This is a genomic window from Flagellimonas olearia (assembly GCF_004150225.1).
Taxonomy (GTDB): domain Bacteria; phylum Bacteroidota; class Bacteroidia; order Flavobacteriales; family Flavobacteriaceae; genus Flagellimonas; species Flagellimonas olearia.
In genome coordinates, this window is record NZ_ML142909.1 from 136,460 (window position 1) to 155,053 (window position 18,594).

Here is an 18,594-nt window from a genome sequence, read left to right on the forward strand (position 1 = left end):
GGTTATCGTAATTTTTTTCGCATTGCTTCCGAGATATTTTCAGCATAGACCCCATAGGCATCTACCAAAAGCCCCTTTATACCATCTTTTGATGAAATGGCATAAAGAACACTGTTATCGTCCGTACTGCTCATACCTTCAAAACGATGGGTTTCATCCACATCAAAATCTTCGGGATGGATTTCCAATTCCAATGAAGCACATTTTATACAGTCGGGGGCCAAATTAAAATCATAGGTATATCCCCTGATCTGTAAATCATTAATTGCTTCTGATAGGGTGTCATAGTTTCTCATAATTTATTATTTGTATGTCATCGTAAAATAGCTGCCGTCTTTCTCGGTAAATTTCTGGAATGATAACAAGTTCTCATTTGTAAGTTTTTCACTTGCAACATAGTCCAATTGTTTAATTCGTATTCCTATGGCGTAGGCCTTAATATTGATTTTGGATTTAATTGTTTTTCCATTTCCATTGGATTCCAACACGCGGTCATAAATTTTAATCTTACTGTTGGAACCAAAGAAGTTCAACAATCCCGAATCAAAGCTCATTTCGAGTTCAACATTCTCTAAGTTCCCAAGGTCATAGAGTTCCTTGAAATTTTTGGACACCGTATTGATTTCGGTTTCCTTGGATTTTGGCTTTGAAAAAGGAAAGGCCATTACTATAATACTGGATTCATCCGGTTTACATCGGTAAGTGGTGGTATATTTATCGGTCGGAGTGCTTTTTTTATCAAAAAGCTCGGTTGTGACAACAATTTCATAATATCCATCGACTTCTTTCAACTTACCTGCTTTAAAGGTCTGCTTGTTCAGAAAGTCTCCATTTTTATCAAAATTTTCCCGTACCACCCTTCTATCGGACAATTGTCCGATTAGCATTTCATCTTGTGGGTATGCGGAAAAAATCATAAAAATGAATGTTATTAAATACAATCCTGTTTTCATATGTGGTGCATCAATTCTTTAACCTCCTTGGCAATCACATCGCTCAAATCAATTTTATTCGACTGGTGTGGAATCGTGTTGCAGGAAATGATGTCCTCCACATAAGCGTCCCACAAATCTTGATAGGCATTTCCTGAAAATACGGCATGAATGCCGATGCATATTGCAGGTTTCATTCCCGCACTTTTCAAATGCTCCGTAGTTTCTATCATGGTTCGGGCCGTAGAAATGATGTCGTCTACTAAAACTGGCGTCGCTTCCTTATATTTATCTACATCGGGCACGGAAACCTCAACATCACGGTCGCCATGACGAACCTTTTGTAACACCGTGAAGGGTACTCCTGCTTTTTTTGCCACATCGGAAACCCATTGCTCGCTTTCGGAATCGGGCCCGATAAGTACCGGATTATGTATGTTTGCCTTAATATATTTCGATATTTCGTCAGCAGCATGGATGACCCTGTTCGGAATGTCATATACCTCCCCTAATGAGCTTATCCTATGTAAATGCGGGTCAATGGTCGTGATGCTATCGGCAAAACCTGAAATCAATTTCCCGAAAAACCCAGAGGTAACCCCTTCACCTTCATTGAACACCTTGTCTTGCCTCATATAAGCTAAATAGGGGGCCACCAAGCACGTACACATCGCACCCAATGACTTGGCAGTATGACTCAAAAAATACAACGGTAATAACTTTTCGTCAGGCTCGTGCAGGGTACAGACCATGACCACACACTTGCCTTTTACATCGGAAAGGATACGCGTGTAGGATTCCCCGTCTGGAAACTTGCGTATGGTGCATTCCCCGATTTCCGCTTTCATTTTCTCCGCTAACAATTCCGTGAGTTCTTGGTTTCCCGGAAGACTGAATAATATAGTTTTCATTTGTCCTTTTTTTTATTCTATTGTTATAATATCGTCATGGCTCTCATAATATTCCAAGGCATAGTTCAACTCCCCTTGCGATTCTGCAAAGAGCGTATAGAGTAACTGGCCTTTTTCTATTTCATCGTTTAAATGAACGTTCAATAAAATACCGGCAGATTTGGATTGGGGCGCACCGGAAAGTTTGGCGAGTTTTGCAATCTTTCTATTGTCGATACGTCGTAAAACACCTGTTTTTTTGGCTTTTATTTCGAATTTATAAGGTTTTAGAAGGGGTTGTTTAAAATTACCTTGGGCTTTACAGATAGCGAGAAATTTGTTGTATGCCTTACCTGATTCCAATAGCCCTCTGGCGGTTTGCTTCCCTTTTCCTAATTCGATTTCGCCAGAAAGCTCTAACAGCTCGCCCGCCAATAGAACTGCCCTTTCTCTTAGGTCTTTCGGTGCATCAACTTCATTCTTGAGTACACTAAGGAGGTCCATTGCTTCAAGCGCGGGGCCAATACCTCTGCCGACAGGCTGTGTACCATCTGTAATAACTACTCTTGTATTAAGGCCAACAGCTTTGCCCACGACTTCGAGATGTTCCTTAAGCTTCATGGCAGCGTCATTGGTACGAACCTTGGCCGTTTCACCGACGGGAATATCAATGACCACATGGGTAGAACCTGCGGCCGCTTTTTTAGAAAGCACGGATGCAATCAACTGCCCTTCGCTATCAATATCCAAGGCTTTTTCAATTTTGATGAGCATATCATCTGCCGGACTTAATTGTGCGGTACCCCCCCAAACAAAACATCCGCCTTCTTTTTCAACAACAGCTTTGATTTCTTCCAAAGAGAGGGTAACATTGGTCAATACCTCCATGGTATCGGCTGTTCCCGCCGGAGATGTAATGGCCCGGGAGGAGGTTTTGGGCATGGTAAGCCCATGTGCTGCAACAATGGACACAACAATGGGAGTGGTTCTATTACCCGGTAAACCTCCGATACAGTGTTTATCGACCACAATCTCCTTGTTCCAGTCCAATTGTTTTCCAGAAGCGATCATGGCTTTTGTGAGTTCCGAGATTTCATTGACATCCAATCTATTTCCGGCACAAGCCGTAATAAAGGCCGAAAGATGAATGTTCGAGTAATCTCCTTCAACGATGTCGGTAATGATTTCATCGAAGGCCGTATAATCCAGTTTCTGATTGTAGATTTTTGCCCGTACGTGGCTTAAGGAATCTATAGGTTCTAAATGGGACACCATTAGTGTTTCATTTCCGGACACTTTTAATTTTTTCGCCGCCGCTTCGGATAAACCTATCTCTCCGGCTAGCAGTACATCCGATGTTATTACATTAAGACTGGCAACGATGGACGTACTGAAATTGGATACACGGATTCTGGTCAATGCTTCAAAACCTTCGGAAACACAGACATGGCAATCTTCCCGCATATAGACTACATGTTCGTTCTGTGTATAAATGCCCAAGTGTTTATATTTTAAAGTACTCGATTTTTCTTCCATAACTCTTTGCGTTATTTTAGTTTAAATAGTTCTGGTGATGCCACCAATGGTATTCCTATAATCAAGTCCATTAGCTGTTTTGAAAAGTTTCTACGGATTCAATGCTATATAATTTGGGAATTTCAGAACCCCAATCATAAGTTTCCTTAATGCCTTTTTGCAATGCTTCCGCACCTTCTTTCTCTCCGTGAACAATAAATATCCTTTCCGGTTTCTCTGCGACCTTGCTTAGCCAATCCAATAGTTCGGAATGGTCGGCATGTGCCGAAAGACCTTCTATTTCTGCCACCTCCATTTGAAAGGATACTGTTTTTCCGTACACTTTTAATTCCCTGTCGCCTTCCAACAATTTTCTTCCCCGAGTACCTTCCGCTTGATAGCCCACAAAAAGCAAGGTGTTATTGGGGTTTTGTGCTTGTGTTTCGAGATAATTGAGCATTCTACCTCCTGTGAGCATTCCACTTCCGGCGATGATGATTTTAGGTGTATCGTCGCTTCTCAATTCCATAGTTTCACGATAACTGCTAACCACAGTAAAATAGGAACACATTTCGTCGCACTCATCATCCTCCAACCTGTGCCAATCCCTTGTACGATGGAACAGTTCCAATACATTGGCCCCCATCGGACTGTCCATAATCATCTGCACTTTGGGGATTTTATTTTGTTTTAACAACCTCCAAAATATCAGCATCATCAATTGGGCACGCTCTACGGAAAAACTTGGTATGAAAAGGCTTCCGCCCCTTTCAATGGTTTTGTTGACCAATTTTTCAATTTCGGGAAGTGCCTCTGCTTCTTCGGGATGAAACCTGCCGCCATAGGTCGATTCTATAAAAAGAACATCCGCCTTTTTTGGTTTTAGCGGTGGATATAGCAATAAATCGTTGGTTCTGCCGATATCCCCTGAAAAAACAAAACGTTTTCCGAGAACATCCAATTCTATGTAGGTAGCGCCAAGGATATGGCCGTTGTACTGAAATCTAGCTTTTATGTTTTTCATCAAGGGCAGCCATTGGCCGGGGGGTACTCCCTTGAAATAGGGAACGGTTTTTTCAACATCCTTTAAATCGTAAAGCGGTTCGGCGGGGCTGTGTTTGGAATAACCTTCCTTATTGGCACGTTCGGCTTCCTGTTCTTGAATCTTGGCACTATCGTTCAATATGATTTTGGCAATGTCCAGGGTGGGGTACGTTCCATAAATGGGTCCCTTAAAACCCTGTTTGACCAATCTGGGCAGATAGCCTGTATGGTCCATGTGCCCATGCGTAAGCAAGACCGCGTCAATTTCCGAGACTTCAACGGGTGGATACTCCCAGTTTTTTAGACGTAGTTCTTTTAGTCCTTGAAAAAGACCACAATCAATCAAGATTTTGCGTTCGCCAGTATCCAGGAGATATTTTGAACCGGTAACGGTTCCTGCAGCTCCTAAAAAGTGAATGTTTATTTTGTTGTTTTTCATTTATAGTACCCGTTTAGTGTCCCCCACAGCAGGAAGGTGTGTTCCCTTTATCTTGGTCCGGTTGGCATAACTCCGCTATTTCTTTGTGGAGATCATGAAAATCCTCTTTGATGAGAAGGGCTAGTTTCTTGGTGGATTTGGGTTCGGAGTTTACCATCTCCAATAGTATTTCAAAAGCTTCTTCAAGTAATTTGGAATCATCCTCCATTGCTTGGTAAAATGGCTCTAGGTCTGTACTCTTCTGTTTTTTCAATTCTTCTGTTTTCATATGTTTTCTTTTTAGGATTAATTAATGTTTGTTGGTTTAATGCGCTGTGCATAATTCTTCCGAATCTTCGAGAATTTTTTTTTGTCGTTGCTTGGCGATACCTATTTGCTCCAATAGTGATGGGTTTTCGTTAATATCCTTGCAGAGCACAATGCCTTTATCCAATAATTTGGATTTCTCGGCCTTTGTCAATGTTGTTAAAGAGGTTAAGGGATGTAGACCGGATCTGTCTATGCGTTCTTTCAGACCGTTCCCTTTCGGATAATCCCAACTTGTAAGCATCAGCCCAACACAGGTACCATATTGTATGGCATCGGTGGTAAAGCGGGTATTGGTATAAACACCCCCTTGATGAAACTTGGTTTTATGGCCTTGCTGTTTTTCCCATTGTTTTTCCACATCCAAAAATCTTGATTGGATATAGAGCGGGATTTTCACGTTGCAAAACCGGCCCTGATCACTATGGTATTTACATTCAATCATATAATGCTTGTTGTCTTTTTCAGCTATCACATCCACTTCATGCTGTACACAATTGCCTTGAACGATTACCCCGACTTTTGTATCAAAACCTTCTTGACTCAATATGGCCCCAACAAATTTTTCAAAGGGATAACCCGAAGGCCCGAGTTCCATAAGGGCTTTTTTTAGTTTATACCGCGAAGCGCTCATACGGGCCTTGCTCTTTAGCATCCTAAAGGCACTTCGGTATATTTCTTTGGTGGTCATGCCATGGGATACCCTGTCCCTAATTTCATTGGCAATTTCTTGAACAAGCGTTTCGTCAGCCTTTGAACGGCGCAATGATTTGATAAGCTTGTTGATATCGAATTCCTCAAGTTCACCGGAATATTTTCTTATCTGTACCTGCTGGGGCATTCTCTATATTTTAATGCTCATCACTGGTAGCGAAGAATGGTTGGCGACCCCTTCTGTAATGCTTTTTGAGAACAAACTCAAAAAACCTGTATTGCCGTGTGTACACATGGCAATCAGGTCCGCTTTGTTGTGTTTCAAATATGTATTGATGCCCGTTTCAACTTGGTTCTCGTTATACACGTTCATGGAGAAATTCTTGAGTTCTGGAAAACCCTCCAAAAACTTTCGTATGGGATCTAGGCCAAGGGCGATACTATTATGGTCTGAAGCCGTGTTGATGCGTAATAGATGAATTTTCGCATTACATTTTTCTGCGATGGATAGTACTTCCCTAAAAGCACTGCCCACATCTTCCATAAAATCTGAAACGAAGACGATATCCTTGAAAGGAAAACTTACATCATCTTCTTTTACCACAACGACCGGCACATCGGATTTTCTTACCAAACGTTCTACGTTACTTCCGACAAGTTCACGAACTATGCCCTTGGTGCCACTGCTTCCTGTAACGATGAAATCATGGTCATAATGACCCGAATGTTTCAGAATGTTGTCTTGATCTACATGAAATTGTAAAAAGGTTTGGCATTTTAGATGTTCTTTTTCGGCCTTTTTTTCCAGTTCACGTAACGAGGCTTTCGCTTTTCCAATTTTTTTGAGGGTTTCTGGATACCGTTTTTCCTTTTGCTTGTCCAATTTGACCCAATCGACAGGGGTTTTTAACAAATGGAAAAAATGGATTTCGGCATTATAAAGTTTGGCCATTTCAATGCCCAAATCGGCGGCTTTGTTGCAGTTTTCTGAGAAATCCGTGGGTACGAGTATATTTTTCATAGTGTTATTGTTTTAAGGTTTATTTAGATTTAAGTACTTCCTTAGGAAGCTTGTCGTTTTATTTGCTGGCTACTTCGTTTCCCGAGTCGATTTGTTTTTCAAAACAATCCAGATTATGTATGGTGGTTTCGGCAATATTCGTCAGTGCCGTATCGGTCAAGAAGGCCTGATGGCTCGTTATCAGAACATTATTGAAGGTCATCAAACGAGCGATTACATCGTCCTGTAAAATCTCGTCAGAATGGTCTTCGAAAAACAGTCCTTCCTCTTCTTCATAGACATCCATACCAAAGTACCCGACCTTTCCGGTTTTTAGTCCATCGATGACCGCTTTGGTATCTACCAGACCGCCCCTGCTCGTATTGATGAGCATAACACCTTTTTTCATGACCCCAATTTGCTCGGCATCTATTAAATGTTTCGTGTCGGTAGTCAAAGGCACGTGAAGACTGATAATATCCGATTCGGCACATAATGTTCTACAATCGGTATAGCGGGCACCAAATTTTTCTACTAGGTCTTCATCCTTGTTGACATCATAGGCTAGAATTTTACAGCCAAACCCATGAAGGATTTTGACCAAGACTGCGCCAATCTTTCCGGTGCCCAATACCCCAACCGTTTTGCCGTTCAAGTCAAAACCAGTGAGTCCGTTTAAGGAAAAGTTTTGTTCACGCACTCTATTATTGGCCCTAATTAGTTTTCTGTTCAAAGCCAATATGAGTGCGACCGTGTGTTCTGCGATGGCGTAAGGCGAATATGCGGGAACACGAGCCACCTTGATGTTCATTTCATCCGCCTTGTCCATATCCACATGATTGTAGCCTGCCGAACGAAGAGCTATGTATTTGACTCCGAACGCACCTAATTTTTCTAGTACGTTGGCGGATGCATCATCCCCTGTAAATAGACTGATGGCCTCCGAGCCTTTTGCCAAGGGAACGGTATGCTCGGATAATCGTTCCTCTAGTAGCCTCAATTCATGTTTGCCGTCATTGGCGGATGTTAAATAGGATTCTTCAAACTTATGGGTGCTGAATACCGTTGTTTTCATTTGCGTTTTAATTTTATTTACCAAAAATCTTTACGAGTTCGTACAATTCGTCTTGTACCTGGTGTTGTTTTACCACTTGGTCAAAAGGCGTGAGGCTAAGTTCGTTGTTGAGAATACCGACCATAACGCTCTTTTTTTCTTGTAAAAGGGCCTTTACCGAAGCTGTCCCAAGTCTTATCCCCAACATACGATCGGCAGCGGAAGGGTTTCCACCGCGTTGCACATGCCCCAGTTTTGTGATGCGGAGGTCTACCTTCGGATTTAATTCCTTGATCTTTGATGCCGCTATTTCGGCACCAAGTTCATCGCCTTCGGCAACTACGGCAATGAAGGCTTCTTCGCTATCATAAACACTTGCCTTTTCGAGCAAACGGACAAAATCTTGTCCGCTTTCCGGCACTAAAATGGCATCGGCACCTACGCCCAACCCAGAATGCATTGCTATATATCCGCAGTCCCTTCCCATTACCTCAATTAGAAATATTCGGTTATGTGATTCTGCTGTGTCCCTAATCTTATCAATGTTTTCGATTGCCGTATTCACTGCGGAATCAAAGCCCAAGGTGAAGTCGGTTCCGGCCATGTCATTGTCAATGGTACCCGGAATACCGATAAATGGTAGTTCGCAAATCTCCGAAAAGGCGAGCAGCCCTTTAAAAGTACCATCCCCTCCCACGGCGATAAGTGCATCGATGTTATTTTTCCGAAGGTTCTCCAGGGCCTGCTGTCTTCCCTCTTTAGTTAGGAATCTTGCGCTTCGTGCGGTCTTAAGAAAAGTACCGCCCCGATGCACTAATTTTTGAAGTTCCTGGGTATCCAATTCGACTAAATCCCCATCGATTAGGCCTTCATAACCTTTACGAAAACCACTTAATTTTATGCTGTTCACTTCGGCAGTTTTTGCAATGGCAAATAAAGCTGCGTTCATGCCTGGGGAATCCCCTCCCGAGGTAAATACCCCAATATGTTTCATATTCGTGTTCATGATTTAGTGGTTTTAAGATTAGCGGTAATCAGATCGGGTATTTTTCCGTAAAACCGATTGAAAACCATACAAGCCGTTAAGTCGCCGGTAACATTGACTGCAGTTCGGAACATGCCGAGCAAGCGCTCCACCCCGATTATTATGATAATCCCCTCAGAAGGTATTCCGGCCCCCGATAATACCGAAGCCAGTATGACAACGCCACCTCCGGGTATGGCCGGGGTTCCGATCGAGGCCGCAACGATCGTAACGACGACGACAATTATATTCAAAAGGCCCATTTCAAGGCCATAGGCCTGTGCTATGAACAAAGTCGTTATGGTCTGGTAGAGGGCCGTACCATCCATGTTTACGGTAGCCCCGATGGGAATTATGAAATTACTGATAGAGCTATCTACTTTCAGTTCTTCCTCTGCTGTTTTCAGCGATAAGGGCATGACCGCCGCAGAACTTGTAGTCGAGAATGCTAAAAGCTGGACATCCGTAATTTTCCGTAAAAATTTAAGAGGATTAGTCCGGCCAAGTGTGCTTACCAATAAGAGGTAGATAACAATCAACATAAATAGGCCCAACAGTACAACGAGCACATAAAAACCCAATCCTGAAAGGGAGCTTAACCCGACACTGGATGTAAGCTGGGCCATCAATCCGAATACTGCCACCGGCACCAACAACATGGCCCATTTTACTACGGTCATACAGATTTCCTGTACGGCACTCAAAAGTAATTTTACCGGTTTGAGCAAATCATTGGGTAACGACAGAACGGCTACCCCTATGATAATGGTAAAAATGACAATGCTCAACATTTCGCCACTTACCATGGAGGCCAATGGGTTTTCGGGCAGTAGATCCGTTATGGCATTCGGAATATCATTTATTCCAAAGGATAGTTCCGAACTTTCGGCAGTATCGGCCAATGCATTTGCATGATCCATTTCCGCCTGTTGGTGCAGATACTTTCCAGGTCTGAACAGTGTGGCTAGCACCGTTCCTATGGTTACCGATATAATTGTTGTTGATATAAAATATAAGAGTACACCACCCCCCAACCTTTTTAGATTTTCCTTGTCGTTACTGGCTATGCCCGTAATGATGGAAGCCACGATCAAGGGAATCATGATCATTTGCACCAATTTGAGGAAGAGCATTCCCGGTAGGGCCAACCAATTTCCCAACATATCGGCAGTCGCCTTACTGACCCAACCGTTTTGAGGACTTAATAATAACCCGAAACCTACACCCAAAAACAAAGCGATAATCACTTTTAGCCATAACCTGCTCTCTACCAGTCTCTGCAAGTAATGATTTAATGATTTTAAAGATTTTATTTCGGTTTCGAACATGGTATTTTATCACTTAGGCTATCGTTATTTTTTCCTCCAAATAAACACTTTGGACCGCATGCAATAATTCTACCCCTTCTTTAATGGGTCGTTGAAAAGCTTTTCTTCCAAGTATGAGACCCGAGCCTCCTGCCCGTTTGTTCACAATTGCGGTTGTGATGGCCTCGGTCATATCAGAGGCTCCTTTGGAACCCCCACCGGAACTGATCAGTCCTATTTTGCCCATATAGCAATTGGCAACCTGTAAACGACACAAATCGATGGGGTGTTCGGTGGTCAGGGTTTCATACATGGCATCGTCATATTTCCCAAATTGAAGGTCTTTAAAACCGTAATTTGTAGTGGGCAGTTTTTGTTTGATGATATCCGCCTGTATCGTTACCCCAAGGTGGTTGGCTTGTCCCGTTAAATCTGCAGCGGTGTGAAAGTCCTCTTTATCCGTTTTGAAAGCATTATTACGGGTGTAACACCACAAAATCGTGGCCATGCCAAGTCTATGGGCTTCGGCGAAAGCTTCCGCAATCTCCACTATCTGTCGATTACTTTCCTTAGATCCAAAATATATGGTCGCCCCAATAGCAACTGCGCCCATATCCCAAGCGTCCTTGACCTTTCCGAACAAGGTTTGGTCGTAGGCATTGGGGTATGACAGTAGTTCATTGTGGTTTATCTTCACGATGAACGGTATTTTATGCGCGTATTTCCGAGCGTACAGACCTAATACACCAAAAGTCGAGGCCACCCCGTTACAACCTGCGCCAATGGCCAGTTTTATAATATTCTCAGGGTCAAAATAATCGGGGTTTTTATAGAAGGAAAAAGCGGCACTATGCTCGATTCCCTGATCTACGGGAAGTATGCTTAAATACCCTGTATCCTTCAGGTTGCCATGCCCGTACATTTGGGCAAGACTTCGAAGCGTTTGTGGATTACGATTGCTGTTGACAAAAACTTTGGAGACAAAATTTTTATCGGGCAATTGCAGTTCATCCTTGGTAATCTTTTCGCTAACATGATCTAAATAGAAGGACGCTTTGTCCCCCAACTGCTCTATTAATTTTTCGTGAGTGTTCATTCTTGTTACTATTGATTAATACCTAGACTTTTATTGGTCTTAGCGATGGATTTATTACCATCCATCTCGATTCCGGTAAGTGCCCGAATGGCGTCGATCGTCTCAGGAATTACAATCGCTTGATTGTCCACCACGTAGGCATAAAAGAGTTCATCGCCCACCACTTTTAGCATATCTTCCCATAGGGCTACCTCGTACATGTCGCCCCAAGGCCTGCCCATATCCAAAAACATTTCCTTGATGGTGTTGTTGGAGACCAAGCCTTGATCATAGTGAATAAACTTGATTCTACTTGAGGTTTTGAGGGCGTTCAACACCTCTTCCTTTGATGTTTCTTTCTTTAGTTTCACGTTCCAGTAATGCATATGGCTCAAGGTTTGGGGAACTTTGACCGCTGAAGTAATGACATCCAAATCCGGATCGACACTTTGCGCATCGGGCCCTTGATGACTTGGGATTTCCTTTTCTGGCATCATGGTATTCATAATGCCTCCTAAATGGCTTTCCCAAGGATCTGTCGCTCTTCTTAATAATGTTCCCCGTGCATAATCCAATAAATCCGCTCTTTTTAAAGCAGTCAAGGTTCGAAGAATGGAAGTGGTATTACAGGAAACTACCCTTGTAGCATTTAAATTTAAAGCAGATTGGTAATTATTTTCGGCACTAAAGGAATGCCCAGTAGTTTCGTGCTTTTCCCCGCCGTGCAGAATGAATTTGATGTTATTTTTTTTATAGGTCTCCACATTTTTTGCCGCAATCTTTTTAGGGGTACAATCCACCACTAAGTCCGTCTTTTTTAATAGGCCCTGCAAGTTGCCCTTCACCGAAATGCCGGAGGCCTTCATTTCTTTTTCGGCTTCGGTAGTTGCTGCATAGATGTCATAATTCTTTCTTACGGCGTTTTGTATACGCCAATCGTTGATAACATCGCAAACCCCAACAAGGTTCATATCATCCTGTATATTAATTGCATCGGCCACTCTTTTTCCGATGACTCCGTATCCTACTACTGCTATATTTTTCATGTTATTCTTGTTTAAACTATTCGTATTTAATTAGATTTTATTTGTTCAACGGGCTGTGAGGCTTTCTTATGGACTTTCTTTTTATCCTTATCCACCTTAAAATTTCTAATAATTACTCGATTACTCTTCTCATAGGAAAAATAGCTTACGGCCCAGTTGAATCCGACCAATAATTTGTTACGAAATCCGCTGATAGACATTAGATGCACAATTGACCATAGCAACCAGGCAAAATATCCGGCAAACTTCAATTTCCCCAAATCGGCAACTGCTCTCCGTTTTCCAACAGTGGCCAAAGAGCCCTTGTCTTTGTAGATGAAAGGTTCGGAGGATTTAGATCGTATGTTGTTCAGCAACATCTTGGCCAGATGTTTTCCCTGCTGCATGGCTGCTTGTGCGACCTGTGGGTGGCCTTTTGGGGTTTCTTCAGAAATTAATGCGGCAATATCCCCAATGGCATAAATGTTTTCTTGACCATCCACTTTCAAATGTGCATCGGTTTTTAAGCGATTTCCCTTGACTACATGCCTCTCATCGATACCCTTTGGGAAGTCCCCTTTTACACCTGCTGTCCAAATCAAGTTCTTGGCTAAAATGGTCTTGCCGCTTTTGGTATTGACCACCCTGCCATCATAATTGCTAACGGACTCTTTCAGCAATACTTTCACGTTTAGATTTTCCAAATAGGTTAGGGTTTTTGAAGAAGCTTTGTCGGACATCGCCATGAGTAGTTCGTCCATAGCTTCTACCAAATAAATGTTCATTATGGAGGAAGGGTACTCGGGATAGTCCTTTGGAAGGATGTATTTGCAAAACTCCGCCAAGGCACCTGCCATTTCTACTCCGGCGGGGCCGCCGCCCACAATCACAAAATTCGTGAGGGCATCGCGTTCCTCATCATCGCATGTAATCGCGGCCTGCTCCAAGTTTTGCAGCATCATGTGGCGGATATTTAGGGAATCTCGGATATCCTTCATGCCCAAACTATTTCTTTCCACTTCTTCCATACCAAAGAAGTTGGTCTTTGTTCCCGTTGCTAAGACCAGATAGTCGTAGGTAAGTTTTCCTTTGTCCGTTATGACAGTATTGGTAGAGGCTTGAATTTCCTTTACCTCGGCCAGCCTGAAGCTCACATTCTTATACCCCTTAATTTGTTTTCTAAAAGGGAACACAATACTATCGGGTTCGAGGCCGCTAGTGGCTACCTGATAAAATAAGGGTTGGAATTGATGAAAGTTGTTGCGGTCTATCAGTACAACCTGAACATCTTTGTTTTTCAGCCCTTCCACCAATGCTAGACCCGCAAAGCCCCCTCCAACTATAACTACCCGTGGCAACCTGGAATTTGGCAAGCAGATTGCTTCCGTCACTTTGCACGTATGATCGTCGATACCGTTTAACATTTGATTCTGTTTCATTAACTTTTTACTGTTTATTTTTTTCTTTCGAGTCGCGTTTCCGGACTATCACGACGGAACAGTCGGCATGTGTTGCCAAGGACTGGGAAACCGAGCCGAGCAAAAATCTAGAGAATGCGCCATGGCCCTGCGACCCGACTATGATCAAATCGGCATCAAAGGCTTCCGCCTTTTCTAAAATTGCACTTTTGGGAAGCCCCTCTACCACGGCTGTTGTTATCGACAATACGTCATTCTTGTTCCTTAATGATTTTGAAGCTTCATTAACAAGGTCTTCTGCCGATTTTTTCGCATTGGAAACGGTTTCTTCATAATAATTACCAAGCGTGCCGCCCAAAGGAAGAGCACCAGGAGCGGCCAACATGGGATTTTCGAATACATTCAAAATACATACTTCGGTACCCGCAGGCAACGGTAGGGCCGCAAGTTCATCTATAGCGACTTTACTAAAGTCAGAACCATCTATTGCCAATACTATTTTCATCTTTCTAAATTTATTTGTTCATAATTAATTATGCTTAATTCCCATATTGCCAAATCAACTTATGACCAGGGGTTTCATCAATTTTTTCCAATACAAATGCTCGTATAGCCCCGACCAGTACATTCCGAAAGTGAAAGCGAACAAAAGCTCTTCTATTGGAATGCCGGCCACCAGAATATCACTAAGGTTTTCCAGATTCCAGAAAAGTTCTACATAATCGGGATAGAAGGGGAGAATACTTCCGAAATAAACAAAGTACAATGCCGTGAACAGAAATCCACTTGTCCAGATTTTGGTCTTTAGGTCCGGACGACAGTACAGGGTGGCCATTCCACCCAAAAACATGGCCAATATTCCACAGTAGATATGATTCAAAGGCGTGAACAGGGCCAACATCAAAAACACTACTGCCGGTACGAAAAGGATATATAGGTGCAACCGGTGCCTTTCATGTTTCCGTTCGGTATGCGGTATTTCAACATACTTTCGCTTAAAAATAAGATTGTAGATTACCGTGCCTATGCCCCCTATGGCAAAAGAGAAGATTAGGCTTTCAATATCGAACCCTGTCTTTATCGCCAAATCGAAAAGCGATGGCGGATGCCAATATTCGGGAACAAAAAGGGGTTCGGTAAGCCCAAAGGGCATAGTTATCCAACTCATCTTCAGCATTTCTCTTCGAGAATCTTTCTTCATTAGATAGACCACGCCCCAGAGGGCTAAAATAATAAGGGACCATATGAACCAGACGTACTGCATTTATCGTTTTAGCTGTGCATTGTAAAAAGCTGCGATCAGCGCTCCTGTCAGCCATCCGATAATGAATGTTTGGATCATCCCAATTATAGCTTCCCAAAAAGGAACATCCATGCGAATAATACTGGTTGTGTCAAGCCCATGGAGCAGGCTGTTGAAAAAATCTATGGTACCTTCCCTGCCGGCCGTAAACATGACGACCATACAGCCAATGTAGAGGATGGCGGCAGTGAGACCGAATGCAAATCCGAATTTTTTAATGTTTATACGGTTCATGATTTCTGTTTTTAGTTATTTGTCCGTTCCCAAGGTTTTTTTTGAATCTTCATATTCTTCCTTGGTAATTTCTCCTTTTGCAAATCGTTTTTTTAGAATTTGCATAGGATCTTCATTGCTCGATTTTTGGTAGGGTACGTCATACGGGATAAAGAAAATCCACACCAGTAGTACGAGCCAGATAATCCACCATATAATGTGCATGCCGCCCCAATGTCCTTCGAAATAGTGCATAGTTAAAAGTTTTAAATGTTAGTACTTAATTAATTCAATTCTGAAATTGTATAGCCCTCAAGTCGATTCAACTGTTTCTGCAGATCATCGACCGAAAGGTTCGATTTCATACTGATCTTGGCGACTCCTTTCGGACTTAAAAAAATCTTTGCCTCCTCAATGTCTTCATGAGACTCCAATACTTTTTTGACCTTTGTTATGCAACCGCCACAATTGATTCCGTCTATTTGATATTTTCTTTTCATTTTTTCGGGGATTTCAGTGTTGATGCTGTTTTTGGTCGTGCTTTTCCTTTTCTTCCTTTTTTCTTTTAAGGTTATCCTCCGTTAGCCCATGGGTATGGCCACCATGTCTCATGGGCATCAAGAGATGCACCGCGAACATGATTACTATGAACGTAAACAGTGTGAGGTTGCCTTTAATGCCGAATGCTGGTGCAAAAAAGATGAAAAGAAGCGGAAGTCCGCAACCGAGTATCATCCATATCCAATGATTCTTCATAATCGAAAATTTAAAAGTTAATCCTTAATTGTGTTCAGAATGGTCTTGCTCAGATGGTTCTATTTTATTTGAACCATCCTTCATGCCCATTCCTTTCATATCCATTCCCTTGTCGCCCATCATCTTCTTGCAAGACTCCATACAATCTTCGCTCATCATGCCCTTTTCGTGCATCATTTGCATCATATTGCCCATCATTTTTCCATCTTTCATCATGGATTGCATCATGTTTTTCATCATTATACTATCTTTCATCATCATCTGCATTCCCTGGCCCTGCATCATGGTACCCATCATCTTTTGATTGCCCTGCATCATCTGCATGGCATGGTCGTTGCCTTGCATGTTGTCCATGAATTCAGTCATGTAACTGTGGTTGCTGGCAATTGCATCAAAGAGTTCCGTTCTCGTTTGCGAATTTTCGAGCATTGCATTAGGACCTGTTTTCTGGTTGCAACCGGATAGACTTACTAAGCCAATTGCCAGTAAAATAATTGCTGCTGTTCTCATCATATTTGATTTTTAATTAATATTATTTCAGTTATTCGTTTTGTATTTATCTACAATTGTCTTGTTTTAGTTGCGTTTTCAATTCTTTTTTGATTCTAAACATTAGCTTGTTTTTCTGGTAATCTCCAAGGTTAAATCTAGGTATTGCCAAAAGCCTTTGTCTGCATAATTCTCTTTATTATTTATATAATTTCGTCAAAGAAATTTCGCTCCCAGGCTTGATCATTTTTATAATCGGTCATGCTCATGCCCATGATTTCCTTAAACTGCCTGGATAAGTGGTTGACACTGCTGTAATCGAGCAAATAAGCGATATCCGAAAAGGTATGTTGCCGCAACTGAATGAGCTCTTTTACCTTTTCTATCTTCAGCTTTATGAAGTATTTTTCAATAGTGATATTTTCATTTTTTGAAAAAATCTTGCTCAGTACCTTGTACTCTCGATGTACTATGTTAGCCAGATAGTCCGAGGTTTTTCCCCGATTGTTGATAGGGATATCAGCGACCAATGAGATCAAGGCGATCTTGATTTTCTCGACTATCATCTCTTCTTCGCTTTTGGCTATTTCAAAACCGTTGGAATGGAGGACGTCCACCACTTTTTGGTCTGCTTCAGCAATAGCTATTTCTGGAGCCTTTACCGTAAGTTTCCCTAGTTCTAGGGATAGTATGGTAATGCCCAAATCATGCAATTCTTGCTTTATGACCTTTAGGCAACGCCTACAAACCATATTCTTTATCCAATATTCCCTTATGGAATCCATGGTGCATGTATTATGGTTTACATTAAATCTCAGGTAAAATCCTGTTTGGCAATCAATCTGAATATTCTGTCGTGGGAATGGGGTACGACAAAAAGGGGCCACTTAAGAGGTATGGCCAATGCGAAGAGCGGACTATTGCATAAACAATCCGCTTAAATAAAAATCAAATTAAGAAAGTCTCGTGAAGAACTAGTAAATCCTTCTGAATCAACGGAGGTTTATAGTTTTTGAAGGGAACTACATTTTCCTCAAGTCCTTCAAAAAGGTTTATATAAGTGTGGACAAAGGCCTTTAAGAAGACAAAATTTTGAGAATCAATCTCAAAGGAAACCTTTTGGAGATTATCATTACCTTGCTGTATAAATGAATCATCACTACAACAGTCTCTAGCTCCAATTGAACACTTTTTTGAAGTGTTTTCCGGCTTTTGGATTTTTTGATCACAGGGCGTTGCTTTACCGAACACGGCAATATCTACCAGTTTTTCACAGCAAAAATGCATATCCGCCGTAAACGAGGTAGTCGAAAAGAGTACCGCCAACGTCAAAAACATGGATAATGTTTTGCTAAAAAACTGCTTCACAATCTAAAATTACAAAATTTTGTTTACCCCCAAAAATAATCTATTTTTTGACAATCTTACTTAATTATCTGAAAATCAAATATATATTTGGTGATCCATATAACCTTAATAACAAATGTAAACTAGAGGCTTAAACAAATAAATGATATTTATCATATCGCCGATAATTGACTTTGTTGGCATGGGACTTGAAAGAAAATCAAGGTATTAGATTTCCAAAATTTTGTTAAACAAAAAAAGAGTGTTAAAATTTTTGTAGTTTTGCAGAACGGATGAAAAGTGTTTTCCATAAAATAACATCGTTTACAATGGCACTATTAGTGCTGTTATCAACCTTCTCTTTTTCGGTTGCGCAACACTATTGTGGTGATGTTCTGGTTGATTACTCTTTCTTGGGCCATGCAGAATCTTGCGGCATGGAAGTTCAGGAGACAGCAGAGTTACCAGAGTGCAATTTGGTCAAAGCCGACTGCTGTAGCGATGAAGTCCTTACCGTTGATGGCCAGAACGACTTAAAAGTATCTTTCGAAAAATTAAGTTTTGAACAACAACAGTTTGTTGCCCTCTTCATCTACACCTATCTTAATCTTTACGAAGGACTACCTGAAAACATAGTCCCGTTTAGTGATTACCCCCCTCCACTTTTGGTCAAGGATATACAGATCCTAGATCAGATTTTCCTCATTTGATTTTTAAGTAATAGCATTTTACAGCCCGACTGATAGCAGTTTAGGGCTTATCCTGTTTTCGTTGGTTTCCGGCCAGCACTTCTAATTACTTAA

24 protein-coding genes are annotated in these 18,594 nt (G+C 41.8%); 1 reads left to right on the forward strand and 23 read right to left on the reverse strand.

Annotated elements, in window-relative coordinates:
- Window positions 1-2: 2 nt before the first annotated feature.
- From DN53_RS09595 to DN53_RS09705, 23 genes are all read right to left on the reverse strand, one after another.
- Entirely contained in the window at window positions 3-296 is a 294-nt protein-coding gene (locus tag DN53_RS09595; protein ID WP_094997470.1) for a phosphoribosylpyrophosphate synthetase, read from the reverse strand.
- Between the two features lie 6 nt (window positions 297-302).
- On the reverse strand, window positions 303-917 hold the full coding sequence (locus DN53_RS09600) for a hypothetical protein (RefSeq protein ID WP_207211106.1): 615 nt from the start codon (window positions 915-917) through the stop codon (window positions 303-305).
- A gap of 32 nt (window positions 918-949) precedes the next feature.
- Window positions 950-1,843, reverse strand: coding sequence for a ribose-phosphate pyrophosphokinase (locus DN53_RS09605; RefSeq protein ID WP_129654152.1), 894 nt, complete (start codon window positions 1,841-1,843; stop codon window positions 950-952).
- 12 nt (window positions 1,844-1,855) lie between these two features.
- Window positions 1,856-3,358, reverse strand: coding sequence for a thymidine phosphorylase family protein (locus DN53_RS09610; RefSeq protein WP_109649889.1), 1,503 nt, complete (start codon window positions 3,356-3,358; stop codon window positions 1,856-1,858).
- A gap of 70 nt (window positions 3,359-3,428) precedes the next feature.
- A complete protein-coding gene (locus tag DN53_RS09615) occupies window positions 3,429-4,820 on the reverse strand; it encodes an MBL fold metallo-hydrolase RNA specificity domain-containing protein (protein WP_109649890.1) in 1,392 nt (463 codons plus the stop codon).
- Between the two features lie 13 nt (window positions 4,821-4,833).
- The gene (locus DN53_RS09620) at window positions 4,834-5,088 is read right to left on the reverse strand and encodes a hypothetical protein (RefSeq protein ID WP_109649891.1); all 255 of its coding nucleotides are present in this window, start codon (window positions 5,086-5,088) and stop codon (window positions 4,834-4,836) included.
- A gap of 36 nt (window positions 5,089-5,124) precedes the next feature.
- Window positions 5,125-5,967 (reverse strand): ATP cone domain-containing protein, encoded by an 843-nt coding sequence (locus tag DN53_RS09625; RefSeq protein ID WP_109649892.1) that lies wholly within the window; start codon window positions 5,965-5,967, stop codon window positions 5,125-5,127.
- A gap of 3 nt (window positions 5,968-5,970) precedes the next feature.
- Window positions 5,971-6,801: a universal stress protein gene (locus DN53_RS09630; RefSeq protein ID WP_109649893.1), complete on the reverse strand. Its 831-nt coding sequence runs from the start codon at window positions 6,799-6,801 to the stop codon at window positions 5,971-5,973.
- Window positions 6,802-6,859: 58 nt separating this feature from the next.
- Window positions 6,860-7,855, reverse strand: coding sequence for a 2-hydroxyacid dehydrogenase (locus DN53_RS09635; RefSeq protein WP_109649894.1), 996 nt, complete (start codon window positions 7,853-7,855; stop codon window positions 6,860-6,862).
- 13 nt (window positions 7,856-7,868) lie between these two features.
- Window positions 7,869-8,840 (reverse strand): ATP-dependent 6-phosphofructokinase, encoded by a 972-nt coding sequence (locus tag DN53_RS09640; protein ID WP_109649895.1) that lies wholly within the window; start codon window positions 8,838-8,840, stop codon window positions 7,869-7,871.
- Entirely contained in the window at window positions 8,837-10,186 is a 1,350-nt protein-coding gene (locus DN53_RS09645; protein WP_109649896.1) for a dicarboxylate/amino acid:cation symporter, read from the reverse strand. The genes DN53_RS09640 and DN53_RS09645 overlap by 4 nt, the downstream gene beginning before the upstream one ends.
- 13 nt (window positions 10,187-10,199) lie before the next feature.
- The gene (locus DN53_RS09650; RefSeq protein WP_109649897.1) at window positions 10,200-11,261 is read right to left on the reverse strand and encodes a class I fructose-bisphosphate aldolase; all 1,062 of its coding nucleotides are present in this window, start codon (window positions 11,259-11,261) and stop codon (window positions 10,200-10,202) included.
- Window positions 11,262-11,269: 8 nt separating this feature from the next.
- Window positions 11,270-12,286 carry a type II glyceraldehyde-3-phosphate dehydrogenase gene (locus DN53_RS09655; protein ID WP_109649898.1) on the reverse strand — a complete coding sequence of 339 codons (1,017 nt, stop codon included), beginning with the start codon at window positions 12,284-12,286 and terminating at the stop codon, window positions 11,270-11,272.
- Window positions 12,287-12,312: 26 nt separating this feature from the next.
- On the reverse strand, window positions 12,313-13,704 hold the full coding sequence (locus DN53_RS09660) for an NAD(P)/FAD-dependent oxidoreductase (RefSeq protein WP_109649899.1): 1,392 nt from the start codon (window positions 13,702-13,704) through the stop codon (window positions 12,313-12,315).
- Window positions 13,705-13,711: 7 nt separating this feature from the next.
- Entirely contained in the window at window positions 13,712-14,188 is a 477-nt protein-coding gene (locus DN53_RS09665; protein ID WP_109649900.1) for a universal stress protein, read from the reverse strand.
- A 54-nt stretch (window positions 14,189-14,242) separates the two neighbouring features.
- On the reverse strand, window positions 14,243-14,851 hold the full coding sequence (locus DN53_RS09670) for a lycopene cyclase domain-containing protein (protein ID WP_242502111.1): 609 nt from the start codon (window positions 14,849-14,851) through the stop codon (window positions 14,243-14,245).
- A 96-nt stretch (window positions 14,852-14,947) separates the two neighbouring features.
- A complete protein-coding gene (locus DN53_RS09675; protein WP_067035915.1) occupies window positions 14,948-15,220 on the reverse strand; it encodes a DUF5676 family membrane protein in 273 nt (90 codons plus the stop codon).
- A 15-nt stretch (window positions 15,221-15,235) separates the two neighbouring features.
- Window positions 15,236-15,454 (reverse strand): SHOCT domain-containing protein, encoded by a 219-nt coding sequence (locus tag DN53_RS09680; protein ID WP_109649902.1) that lies wholly within the window; start codon window positions 15,452-15,454, stop codon window positions 15,236-15,238.
- Window positions 15,455-15,483: 29 nt separating this feature from the next.
- Window positions 15,484-15,699 (reverse strand): heavy-metal-associated domain-containing protein, encoded by a 216-nt coding sequence (locus tag DN53_RS09685; protein ID WP_109649903.1) that lies wholly within the window; start codon window positions 15,697-15,699, stop codon window positions 15,484-15,486.
- 13 nt (window positions 15,700-15,712) lie between these two features.
- Window positions 15,713-15,955 carry a hypothetical protein gene (locus DN53_RS18005; RefSeq protein ID WP_067035924.1) on the reverse strand — a complete coding sequence of 81 codons (243 nt, stop codon included), beginning with the start codon at window positions 15,953-15,955 and terminating at the stop codon, window positions 15,713-15,715.
- Window positions 15,956-15,979: 24 nt separating this feature from the next.
- Window positions 15,980-16,468, reverse strand: coding sequence for a hypothetical protein (locus DN53_RS09695; RefSeq protein WP_313790135.1), 489 nt, complete (start codon window positions 16,466-16,468; stop codon window positions 15,980-15,982).
- 179 nt (window positions 16,469-16,647) lie between these two features.
- The gene (locus DN53_RS09700; RefSeq protein ID WP_109649904.1) at window positions 16,648-17,229 is read right to left on the reverse strand and encodes a helix-turn-helix domain-containing protein; all 582 of its coding nucleotides are present in this window, start codon (window positions 17,227-17,229) and stop codon (window positions 16,648-16,650) included.
- 163 nt (window positions 17,230-17,392) lie between these two features.
- Window positions 17,393-17,782, reverse strand: coding sequence for an HYC_CC_PP family protein (locus DN53_RS09705; protein WP_223308338.1), 390 nt, complete (start codon window positions 17,780-17,782; stop codon window positions 17,393-17,395).
- A 302-nt stretch (window positions 17,783-18,084) separates the two neighbouring features.
- Here DN53_RS09705 and DN53_RS09710 point away from each other — a divergent pair, with 302 nt between their 5' ends.
- Entirely contained in the window at window positions 18,085-18,501 is a 417-nt protein-coding gene (locus DN53_RS09710; protein ID WP_109649906.1) for an HYC_CC_PP family protein, read from the forward strand.
- Window positions 18,502-18,594: the final 93 nt, after the last annotated feature.

Coding starts and splice junctions, on each gene's coding strand:
- DN53_RS09595 (WP_094997470.1), bottom strand. CDS start 296: ATGAGAAACTATGACACCCTATCAGAAGCAATTAATGATTTACAGATC.
- DN53_RS09600 (WP_207211106.1), bottom strand. CDS start 917: ATGATTTTTTCCGCATACCCACAAGATGAAATGCTAATCGGACAATTG.
- DN53_RS09605 (WP_129654152.1), bottom strand. CDS start 1,843: ATGAAAACTATATTATTCAGTCTTCCGGGAAACCAAGAACTCACGGAA.
- DN53_RS09610 (WP_109649889.1), bottom strand. CDS start 3,358: ATGGAAGAAAAATCGAGTACTTTAAAATATAAACACTTGGGCATTTAT.
- DN53_RS09615 (WP_109649890.1), bottom strand. CDS start 4,820: ATGAAAAACAACAAAATAAACATTCACTTTTTAGGAGCTGCAGGAACC.
- DN53_RS09620 (WP_109649891.1), bottom strand. CDS start 5,088: ATGAAAACAGAAGAATTGAAAAAACAGAAGAGTACAGACCTAGAGCCA.
- DN53_RS09625 (WP_109649892.1), bottom strand. CDS start 5,967: ATGCCCCAGCAGGTACAGATAAGAAAATATTCCGGTGAACTTGAGGAA.
- DN53_RS09630 (WP_109649893.1), bottom strand. CDS start 6,801: ATGAAAAATATACTCGTACCCACGGATTTCTCAGAAAACTGCAACAAA.
- DN53_RS09635 (WP_109649894.1), bottom strand. CDS start 7,855: ATGAAAACAACGGTATTCAGCACCCATAAGTTTGAAGAATCCTATTTA.
- DN53_RS09640 (WP_109649895.1), bottom strand. CDS start 8,840: ATGAACACGAATATGAAACATATTGGGGTATTTACCTCGGGAGGGGAT.
- DN53_RS09645 (WP_109649896.1), bottom strand. CDS start 10,186: ATGTTCGAAACCGAAATAAAATCTTTAAAATCATTAAATCATTACTTG.
- DN53_RS09650 (WP_109649897.1), bottom strand. CDS start 11,261: ATGAACACTCACGAAAAATTAATAGAGCAGTTGGGGGACAAAGCGTCC.
- DN53_RS09655 (WP_109649898.1), bottom strand. CDS start 12,286: ATGAAAAATATAGCAGTAGTAGGATACGGAGTCATCGGAAAAAGAGTG.
- DN53_RS09660 (WP_109649899.1), bottom strand. CDS start 13,704: ATGAAACAGAATCAAATGTTAAACGGTATCGACGATCATACGTGCAAA.
- DN53_RS09665 (WP_109649900.1), bottom strand. CDS start 14,188: ATGAAAATAGTATTGGCAATAGATGGTTCTGACTTTAGTAAAGTCGCT.
- DN53_RS09670 (WP_242502111.1), bottom strand. CDS start 14,851: ATGAGTTGGATAACTATGCCCTTTGGGCTTACCGAACCCCTTTTTGTT.
- DN53_RS09675 (WP_067035915.1), bottom strand. CDS start 15,220: ATGAACCGTATAAACATTAAAAAATTCGGATTTGCATTCGGTCTCACT.
- DN53_RS09680 (WP_109649902.1), bottom strand. CDS start 15,454: ATGCACTATTTCGAAGGACATTGGGGCGGCATGCACATTATATGGTGG.
- DN53_RS09685 (WP_109649903.1), bottom strand. CDS start 15,699: ATGAAAAGAAAATATCAAATAGACGGAATCAATTGTGGCGGTTGCATA.
- DN53_RS18005 (WP_067035924.1), bottom strand. CDS start 15,955: ATGAAGAATCATTGGATATGGATGATACTCGGTTGCGGACTTCCGCTT.
- DN53_RS09695 (WP_313790135.1), bottom strand. CDS start 16,468: ATGATGAGAACAGCAGCAATTATTTTACTGGCAATTGGCTTAGTAAGT.
- DN53_RS09700 (WP_109649904.1), bottom strand. CDS start 17,229: ATGGATTCCATAAGGGAATATTGGATAAAGAATATGGTTTGTAGGCGT.
- DN53_RS09705 (WP_223308338.1), bottom strand. CDS start 17,782: ATGTTTTTGACGTTGGCGGTACTCTTTTCGACTACCTCGTTTACGGCG.
- DN53_RS09710 (WP_109649906.1), top strand. CDS start 18,085: ATGAAAAGTGTTTTCCATAAAATAACATCGTTTACAATGGCACTATTA.